10 protein-coding genes and 1 pseudogene are annotated in these 9,682 nt (G+C 35.8%); all 11 read right to left on the reverse strand.

Going from position 1 to position 9,682, the window contains the following annotated elements; all coding sequences use genetic code 11:
• A pseudogene (locus IBX42_RS09705) lies at nucleotides 1–384 on the reverse strand (hypothetical protein); the annotation flags it as partial.
• A 2-nt stretch (nucleotides 385–386) separates the two neighbouring features.
• Nucleotides 387–1,532 (reverse strand): alpha-D-ribose 1-methylphosphonate 5-triphosphate diphosphatase, encoded by a 1,146-nt coding sequence (locus IBX42_RS09710; protein WP_294932361.1) that lies wholly within the window; start codon nucleotides 1,530–1,532, stop codon nucleotides 387–389.
• Entirely contained in the window at nucleotides 1,516–2,220 is a 705-nt protein-coding gene (gene phnL / locus IBX42_RS09715; RefSeq protein ID WP_294932364.1) for a phosphonate C-P lyase system protein PhnL, read from the reverse strand. Before phnL ends, IBX42_RS09710 begins: the two co-directional genes overlap by 17 nt.
• Before the next feature lie 8 nt (nucleotides 2,221–2,228).
• Nucleotides 2,229–3,065, reverse strand: coding sequence for an ATP-binding cassette domain-containing protein (locus IBX42_RS09720; protein ID WP_294932367.1), 837 nt, complete (start codon nucleotides 3,063–3,065; stop codon nucleotides 2,229–2,231).
• On the reverse strand, nucleotides 3,065–3,892 hold the full coding sequence (locus tag IBX42_RS09725; protein ID WP_294932370.1) for an alpha-D-ribose 1-methylphosphonate 5-phosphate C-P-lyase PhnJ: 828 nt from the start codon (nucleotides 3,890–3,892) through the stop codon (nucleotides 3,065–3,067). The genes IBX42_RS09720 and IBX42_RS09725 overlap by 1 nt, the downstream gene beginning before the upstream one ends.
• Entirely contained in the window at nucleotides 3,893–4,948 is a 1,056-nt protein-coding gene (locus IBX42_RS09730) for a carbon-phosphorus lyase complex subunit PhnI (protein ID WP_294932373.1), read from the reverse strand. It lies immediately after the preceding gene.
• Nucleotides 4,948–5,484 carry a phosphonate C-P lyase system protein PhnH gene (locus tag IBX42_RS09735; protein WP_294932376.1) on the reverse strand — a complete coding sequence of 179 codons (537 nt, stop codon included), beginning with the start codon at nucleotides 5,482–5,484 and terminating at the stop codon, nucleotides 4,948–4,950. Before IBX42_RS09735 ends, IBX42_RS09730 begins: the two co-directional genes overlap by 1 nt.
• A gap of 3 nt (nucleotides 5,485–5,487) precedes the next feature.
• Nucleotides 5,488–5,919 carry a phosphonate C-P lyase system protein PhnG gene (locus tag IBX42_RS09740; RefSeq protein WP_294932379.1) on the reverse strand — a complete coding sequence of 144 codons (432 nt, stop codon included), beginning with the start codon at nucleotides 5,917–5,919 and terminating at the stop codon, nucleotides 5,488–5,490.
• 8 nt (nucleotides 5,920–5,927) lie between these two features.
• A complete protein-coding gene (gene phnE, locus IBX42_RS09745; protein ID WP_294932382.1) occupies nucleotides 5,928–7,454 on the reverse strand; it encodes a phosphonate ABC transporter, permease protein PhnE in 1,527 nt (508 codons plus the stop codon).
• Nucleotides 7,447–8,235 carry a phosphonate ABC transporter ATP-binding protein gene (phnC, locus tag IBX42_RS09750; protein WP_294932385.1) on the reverse strand — a complete coding sequence of 263 codons (789 nt, stop codon included), beginning with the start codon at nucleotides 8,233–8,235 and terminating at the stop codon, nucleotides 7,447–7,449. Before phnC ends, phnE begins: the two co-directional genes overlap by 8 nt.
• Nucleotides 8,236–8,285: 50 nt before the next feature.
• Nucleotides 8,286–9,182 (reverse strand): phosphate/phosphite/phosphonate ABC transporter substrate-binding protein, encoded by an 897-nt coding sequence (gene phnD / locus IBX42_RS09755; protein WP_294932388.1) that lies wholly within the window; start codon nucleotides 9,180–9,182, stop codon nucleotides 8,286–8,288.
• Nucleotides 9,183–9,682: the final 500 nt, after the last annotated feature.

Consider the following 9,682-nt stretch of genomic DNA (forward strand, 5'->3'; position numbering starts at 1 on the left):
TTCATTCTCTCTGCCTCTATCTTTAAGTCTAAGATAGAGCATCTCTTTTGGTATTCCAATTTCTATAGTTGCAACATCTTCAAAAGTGTTTTCAAAATCTTTGATAGCCTCTCTTGATATAGAGATAATATTAAGTCCATCTTTTATTGAATGCTTTGATATACCGTATATATTTCCATGAGCTTTCCACGAGGAAACAAAAAAATCACTTCTCTTTAAGTACAAAAAATCATCCTTACTTATATAATAGTTTGATTCATTCTCATCTGGAATTCTTGTAATATATCGAGTGACAAAAGTTGCTTTTATATCATTTTGTATTGCCTTAAGCAGGGTATCTTTACCAACCCCGCTTGCTCCTACTATTAAAATTATTTTTATCATCATTAGAACCTAAAGTTTTTAATTCCGTTATACACGACTTCACCGTCTTTAAAAGTCATAACCACTTTTGGGATATGGGCTTCATCGATAATTACTATATCAGCCAAATATCCCTCTTTTATCTCACCTCTAGTATCAAGTCCTGCGAGCTTCGCAGGAGTGGAGCTAATCATAGAAAACCCCTCTTCAAGGCTTAAATCTAACTCTTTTTGAAGCTTATATGGACTTAAAAGCATAGAAGCAGGATGATAATCGCTACACAAATAATCACAAACGCCATTTTTAATCAGTTCAACAGCGGCAATATTTCCGCTTTGAGATCCACCTCTTACAACATTTGGTGCACCCATACCTGTTTTTATTCCCATTTTTTTAGCTTGTGTAGCAACTTCTAAAGAGAGTGGAAACTCTGAAAAACTCACACCTAAAGCTTTAAGAGTGTTGAGCTTTTCTATACAATCATCATCATGACTAAGAACCGGCAAATTATGGTTAATTGAAAAAGTCACTAAATCTTCCACGACCGATTTTTTATCTTTTGATGCTTTTTTGAGAAGATACTCTTCCACTTCATCTTCATGTATAGCATAAGTTTTTAAGAAATATTTTTTCCAAGCCTCCAAAGTTTTAAACTGCCCTTGCCCAGGTGAGTGATCCATAATTGACAGTAGATTTATTTTTTTAGATTTTATGAGTTCTTTTACGGTTTCAAGAGAACTCTCACTTGTGATTTCAAATCGTGCATGGATAAAATTATCAATTCCCAAATGTTGCTTATTTGTTTGAAAAATCTCTTCTATTAACTCACGAGACTGTTCTGTACCTCTGCCTTTACTTAACTCTCCATCATTAAACCCGACAGCATGAAACATGGTAGTGATTCCAGCCATTGAGAGTTTTTTATCAAGTTCTACTACTGCCATAGAGGTAGAAAATCTAGCTCCAGGTCTTGGTTCTATCTCTTTTTCTATCGCATCGCCATGCAAATCCACAAATCCTGCTACGACCCTTTTGTCTCCAAAATCTATAGCAACATCTAAGCTTTTATACTCACAAATTGATTCTATCTTCTCTTTTTTGATAACAATATCAGCACCTTGAAACTTTCCATCAATGAGTATATTTGTACTTCTAATGATTGTCTGCATATTTTTTTTCCCTTATATCGTAAACTTTATCGCTAATGGCTCTCATAGCTTCCAAATCATGAAATATCCCTATCATAGCAACACCCTCAGCTTTGATTTTTTGAAGTCTTTGTATCACTTTCATGGTGTTGCTGTGGTCAAGTGAAGCAGTCGGTTCATCTAGCAAAAGTACCGATTTTGGGGCGATAATTCCTTTTGCAATATTTACCCGTTGCTGTTCTCCACCGCTAAATGTAAGAGGTGAAACATTAAAAAGTTCCTCTTTAATTCCTAAATAACTAAGCAACTCACAAGCAGCCTCTTTTGCATTTTTTTCATCTTCACCTTTATCTATCAATGGCTGTGCTACCACATCCACCGCACCGATTCTGGGCAACACTTTTAAAAATTGCGATACATACCCGATCTCATCTTTTCGCAAACTAAGCATTGTGCTTTCATCACAAGTTGCGATATTAACGCTAGCTCCATCCTCTTTTGTAAAAATAATATCTCCGCAAGTAGTAGTATATGTTCTATAAAGTGCTTTTAAAATAGAAGATTTTCCCATCCCGCTTGGTCCGTAAAGGGATAAAAACTCCCCTTTTTTCACTTCAAAATTGATATCTTCATACCCTTGTATTTTGATACCGCCTCTTGTGTGTACCGTAAACTCTTTTGATAAATTTCTAACTTTTAATTTTTCCATAACCACTCCTACAATACACTTGAAACTAGCACTTGAGTGTATGGATGCTGTGGGTCTTCTAAAATCTGATCCGTTAATCCATACTCTACTATCTTGCCGTTTTTCATCACAATACAAATGTCAGTTAGATGCTTTATGACACCCAAATCATGCGAAACAATAACCATCGCAAACCCTATCTCTTTTTGCAACTCTTTTATTAAGTCTAAGATTTTGGCTTGAACCGATAAATCAAGTCCTGTTGTCGGTTCATCAAGAAGTAAAATTTTTGGATTGCTTGAGAGTGCTTTTGAAATTTGAATTCTTTGTTGTTGCCCGCCACTAAAACAATCAGGATAATCATCTATCCTCTGAACCGGAATTTCTGTTTTTTCTAAAAAATACAAAGCTCTAGCTCTAATCTCTTCATATTTTTTTGTGCCACTCATAATTACTTTTTCGGCGATATTTCCCCCTGCACTAAATTGATAATTAAGTCCCAGTCGTGGATTTTGATAAATCATCGACATCAATTCATCTCTTAAATATCCTAGCTCGTTTGCATTAGCTTCAAGTACATTTTTATACCCGCCAAGAGCATCTACAAAAGTATCCATATGAATAATTCCACTACTTGCTTTTTGGTCTTGATAGATGAGTTGTAAAAGTGTTGATTTACCACTTCCACTCTCTCCTACAATTCCTAAAATCTCCCCTTTTTTAAGATGTAAATTGATACTATTTACAGCAACTACACTTCCGCAATGTGGACAAATAGAGTTATCAAATTCTGCTCCTGTGCTTTCTAGGCATTTGTCACAAAATCTCCCATACACTTTATTGACATTTTTTAAATCAAGTATCATTATCTTGCCCCTTTTTCTAACTGCTTATCACAATATGCCGTATCATTGCAATAAAATTTCACTTCACCCTCATTGGTATGCACTTCATCCATAAACACCCCACTTGCTCCACATCTTGCACATTTTTTGTTTGCAAAACTCTCCACTTTAAACTCTCTGTCTTCAAATTTCAAAGGCTCTACTTTTGTGTAAGGTGGTATTGCATAGATTTTTTTCTCTCTTCCTGCCCCTAAAAGGATGAGTGCTTTATTGTTGTTTAATTTTTTAGTGTCGTATTTTGGTATGGGACTAGGATCCATGGCATATCTATCATGTACCATCACAGGGTATCTGTGCCCGATTCTGCTGTCTCCAAATTGAGCCGTATCTTCATATAAAAGCACCCACAATTTCGCATAGTCACTATTTGCATGCATCACTTTTTGCTTATAACTGTCGGCTTCAACATTGGTTAATACTTCAGGATAAGGGACTTGTAAAACTAGTGTTTGCCCCTCTCTCATAGGTTCTTCAGGGATTCTATGACGACTTTGAATAATATCCGCACATACCGTATCTAAAGTTGTTTGGTTGTCTGTAACTGAAACGATAAAGTTTCTGATATTAACAGCATTGACACTTCCATCACACCCTTGATCTATCACTTTTAGGCAATCTTCCTCATTGATAATAGCTAGCGTCACTTGCAGTCCACCAGTTCCCCAGCCTCTAGCAATAGGAAGCTCACGACTCGCAAAAGATACCTGATACCCTGGGATTGCTATGGCTTTTAAAGTAGCTCGTCTTATCTCTTTTTTTGCATCTTCATCTAAAAAACCGTATCTCATCTATTTTTTCTCCCCAATGCTTAAGTATTTTTTTGCATTTTCATATACTTGCAGGTCTGCTTGAAATGTTACATAGTGTGGAAGTTTGTAGTGATTAGTAAAGCCTTGCGATTCTATTCCATCTATATGATGCACTATCATCTCAAAATTATCAGCAATGCCGCCTTGACCTATAGTATGTGATTTGTTATAAAGAGTTGTATCAAGGATACTCATACTTATCGCTTTTGTTTCATTAAAACCAAAACAACATCCAAACCCTGTTGTAAGCTTCGTGCTTCCATCACTTTGTTTTTCAAAAGTAGCAGCTGCTTCACAAGCAGTGATATCGATCTCGCCGATTTTTACTTCATTTTTAGTAAAGGGATGGGTAAATTTTACTTCACTCCTTCCAAGTCTAAGGTCGCCGATAGTAGGATGGACATCCCCATATCCTCTCATAGAGGTGTAGGCAAATGCTAACATCGAACCGCTCTCACCCCTTGCCATTATTTGCATTACGGCACTTCGTGGATATGGAGCAGATGGGAAAACTCTTGTGATGTCACTAATATGTTCATCTTTTGGCAAAGTTTTTATCATATTGGCATCTCTTAGAGGTTTTAGAGCAGACTCTACAAAAATATCATCATTTTTATAATCATCCCAAACTGTTTTATCTATCGTTTTTGTCAAGATGAGTTTCACTTCATAATCGCCTGAAGGTCCTAAAATTTGACCCCCTTTGATATCTTTAAAAGCTGAAGAGATTCTTCGTACCACTCTCATCTCATCCGTGTGAATTGTTTTTGCGATTCCCGCTCTAGCACAAGAACTTCTATGGGCTCTTAGAAAAAAAGATGCATTGAGCAAATCCCCACCTGCTTTTAGTATGGCTTGCGCAGAGAGTTTTTTAGAATACAAACTTCCCTCGCTTATCACTTTATCAACCCCGTATCTTAAAGAGTTTTCTATTGCAAAAGCATCAATCTTTTGGTTTAAATTTATCTCTTCTTCATAAAAAGCTAAAGAGTTTTTTATGGCCTCTTCCCCACCTTTAATTGCCACAAATCCCATTATCGCACCTCCACTTTCGTTGTACGGCTAAGGGCTATTAGCTCACCGATACTATTAATGAAAAAAATCTCAACCCCTAAAGGATAATCACTATTCTTTTTCATCAAAACATCTATAAATTTCTTATTACAAGGGAGATTTACCTCTTTTTTCCCATCAATTCCGGGACCACTTAAAAGATGTGAGTAAGAGTTAAAATCTTCACATTTAAAAATCAAGGTTGCCGAAAAATCAGGGTTAAGATAATCTCCCTTTTTTGCTTCAAGGATTAGGCGAGTATCAATAACATCACTTAAGATATAATCAGCCTCTTGTATGGTGGTTATTTTTGGATTTGTGATAGCTTCTATTAAAGTAATATCTTCATCTCCGCTGTAATAATAAGTAACTTCATTAAAGAAAAGTAGATTTGCAACTGCTAATAAGTGCGAATCAAATACACTCTTTATTTTAGTAATTTTCCCAGGCATCGCCAACGCATCACTCAAGCTTTTAAAGTTTTGTCTGTTTAATTGTTCTAAATCCATATTGTTCATTCTTTATCCTTGAGCCATAAGGTCAAAATTTACCCTTGTGGCATTGACTTTTTTGTTGAGCTCTTTTTGCAATTTTTGTATATTTTGTACTGTTTTGGCAGCCAAAGCTTCAATCTCTTCTTTGAAAAGATTAGCACCAAAACACCCATCACAAACCGCAATATATAGGGAGAGCTTTTCATTGTCATCTTGCACCATTGCCCATCCTTTGCTTGATAAATCATTCCCCACTTGTATAATTGTAGTTGTGACCAGTAATTCTCCGGCATAAAACTCTCCTTTACTGATTGGATCGAAAATTGGCTGCAATAGTGTTTGTTGCACAGGAGATTGAAGCACTACAATATTTAACTCATTTTTTATTTTGTTATATAACTCTTCAAGTAGGCTAAAATCAGCTTTTTGAAGGATAAAGTTTAAATCTTCTCGTAACATTTTCTTTCCTATACTAATTTTTTTCTAAAGTATGATGAAACTTTAGAGATGATTGAGACAACGATGATAATAAGTAAAATAATCGTCGCCGTTTGTTGGTACTCAAAAAGTTTGATACTCATAATAAGCTCAAAACCAATACCGCCTGCTCCTACAAGCCCCATAGTTGTTGAGGCTCTTACATTTCTATCAAGCATATAAAGATTGTAGCTATGAAACAGAGGAACTATCTGTTTAAAGTATCCGTGATAGAGTATGTGCAGTTTTGATGACCCCGTTGAAGTCAATGCTTCGATTGGTTTTTCATCTATACTCTCTATAGTTTCTGCATAAAACTTTGCTAAAAATCCTGTTACATGCAGTGCAATTGCAAGAACTCCGGCAAATGGACTAAGCCCAACAATAGATACTAAAATAATCGCAAAAAGCAAATCAGGCATCGCTCGTAAAAAATTAACAAACTCTCCTACAATAACTCTTGTTGGAGTATTTACTTTTATATTTTTTGCCAATACAAATCCAAGAGGTAGCGAAAAAACTATAGCCATAACCGTAGCGGCTATTGCCATTGCAATGGTTTCTAGCATTAAAAATCCAAACTCCTCGATCCTTCCTAAATCAAGCGGGAAAAAACCTGCAAGTGTTTCATACACTCTAGGAAGTCCTGCGATAAGTGAGCCAAGCTCTAAGGGCTTGTAAATTATTGCCACTGTTCCAAGCGCTAAAAACAAAATAGCGAGAAATGTTTTTTTAAAGTACTCATGATTGTGTTTGCTTGAATGCAAGATGATTTCTCTTGCATAATTTGAAACTCTATCGATTAAGCTCAGTATGATAAGAATACAAATAAGCATAGCAGCCACTTTGTCATAGTTAAAATACCGAAGCTCACCGTAAAGCTCCATGCCAATCCCGCCTGCTCCTACAAGTCCTAAAACCATAGCGATTCTTATGTTGTGATCTAGTAAATAAAGCGTATAGTTGCTAATAAGCGAGAGCGCTTGTTCAAAAATACCGTGTCGAAGCATATAGACATAACCGCTTCCCGTTGATTTGATAGCTTCAATCGGTTTCATATCGATACTCTCAAAACTCTCAATATAAAACTTCGTCAAAAGCCCGATAGTTGCAAATATAATAGCAAGTATCCCTGCCAAACTTCCAACAGCAACAGAAACAACAAAAATAAGCGCATACACAATATCAGGAATCGAGCGTAAAATATTTATGAACTCATTGATTAAAACATATACTATTTTATTTGGTGCTAGATTTCTCGCACCCAAAAATCCAAGCGGCAAAGATATAATTGTTCCGATTATCGTTCCCCATACGCCCATGGCCACTGTTTCGCCCAAAAGCTCGACTATGGTGTCAAAATTTTTAAAATTGGGTGGGAACATCTCTTTTATTAAATCTATTCCGTATTGATATCCTTCTATCAGGGCAGTTATGCTTACCTGTGAGATTTGAAACGACCAAATTACAACAAAAAAAGCTATTGCCCAAAGGGCATATGCAACTTTTTTATTCATCGCCAAACTCTTCATCATCTTCACTAGATTCCAAATCACCGTAAATTGAAGTCAAAATCTCATGTGTTAGTTCATCGGGATGACCGTCAAAAATCAGTTTTCCATTAGAGAGACCTATAACTCTATCAAAATACTTTTCACTAATAAGCTCTAACTGATGGATAACCGTAATAGTCGTAGTATGCTCTTTTTCATTAATCTTAGAAAAAAGCTTGAGTATTTTTTTACCCGTTTTTATATCAAGATTTGCCGTCGGTTCATCTGCTAGTAATATTTTAGGCTCTTGCATTAAAGCCCTTGCAATCGCTACTCTTTGCTTTTGTCCACCGCTTAGACTATCAACTCTTTCATCATATTTATCGGCTAGTTTTACAAACTCTAAGATATCTTTTGCTTTTTTCTTATCGCTTTTTTTGAAAAATCCCATGCCTACAGCTACACTCTCCGACAAAACTCTTTTTTTCCCCAAAGTGCCGGTTAGCACATTGTGCAAAACCGTAGTTCTTTCAATCAGATTAAAGAGTTGATAGACCATGGCAACCTTAGCTCTTAGCTCTTTTACCTCTTTTTTTGATCTATAATCTATTTTTTTGCCATCTACTATTATCTCCCCGACATCAGGGGTTACAAAACCGTTAATACTTCTCATCAAAGTAGTTTTTCCTGAACCGCTAAGTCCAATAAATGCTACTTTTTGACCTTGCTTAATGGTTAAATTTATATCATCTAAAACTTTTTGATCTCCAAATTTTTTAGATAAATTCCTAATCTCTATTTTCATTTTCTACCTTTGATTTTGGACTGCATAAGCAGCCCAGTTTTAAATTGTGATTATCTCACTTCATCAATTACTTTTTTCATATCTTTGATGATGTCAAACTCTTTATCATCTACTATTTTGTAACCTGTTATTTTTCCATAACCCGTAACTATATTTTTTGGCACTTTTACAATAGCGTTTTTGATTTTTTCTTTTATATCGCTATCCAAGTCCCCTCTATAAGCCAATGGTGAACCGGGAAGCGGAGATGATTCCCAGATTACTACATTTGTCTCTTTTGAGATTTTGCCGCTCTCTAGCATTTTTGGATATGAGATGTCGTTATCTGCTACAATATCCATGATTTTATTTTTTATAACAAGTTCAGCAGCATCATGAGTCCCTGTAAAAGATACCTTTTTAAATGTTTTTTTAGGATCAATTCCAGCTTTATACATAAAATACCTAGGAGCAGCATATCCCGAAGTCGATGCAACATCTGTAAATGCCATCAGGTACTCTCCATTGTATGGAGTTAATTTTGTATTAAGCTGTTTCATCCCCTCAAGACCGACTAACGGTGTAGTTATATCCAAGGCTTTTACAACTTCAGGAGTCGCTACGAGGTATGATTTATAGGTAGTAATGCCTTTACTGTTTATACCGACTGCAAATGCTTCTGCACCTGCTCTTTGGGCTGCCATTGCGTAGGAGAATGGGCCAAACCAAGCAATGTCTACTTTTTTTGCTCTCATGGCTTCGATAACACCCGTATAATCAGTTGAAGCTTTAAGCTCAATACATTGACCCGTCTCTTTCTCAAGCCACTGTGCCATTGGCTTATACTGTTCAAGCATTGCTTTTGGATCTTCAGCAGGGATAAGTCCAAGCGTCAAACACTCTTTAGCGGCTGCCACACTACTCAATACCGATAACCCGATGAGTGTTGTGATTACTATTTTTTTCATTTTTTTTCCTGTTTAGTTATAATAAGAATGAGTTTTAACTCAAAAACTAAAGCCGTCTATTTAGGTATTTGTTATGTTTAGATAGACGGCGGCTCTTCTCTTCTCATTGGCTTAATTTGATGAGTTTTTTTGGATTTTTACCTCCTTCTCCTCAATCTTATCTTTCAAATATTGATAAATAATTTCATAACTGATGTCCCTGCAACCCCTGAAGCTACGAAAAGGGTACTTTTCGAAAAATGAGAGGTATTTACGAAATTTTTTTGCAAAAGTGTGTAATATCAACATCTTAAGTTGTATACATTTTTTTGGAGAAATTATACTGGTGAAATATTACAGATAGGTTACACTTGTATAGACAAGTTAAGCTCTAATGCTACATGCTAAAATGAATACGCCCGCTTTTAAAGACTTCGCTTTGTGGCGGGAACAAATTTTCTTATATTTCAACTTTCACGCATAGAATTTTTGTTGTCTTCTTATGCTACAATTCTGATTAT

The sequence above is a fragment of the Sulfurimonas sp. genome (assembly GCF_014859695.1).
Classification (GTDB): domain Bacteria; phylum Campylobacterota; class Campylobacteria; order Campylobacterales; family Sulfurimonadaceae; genus Sulfurimonas.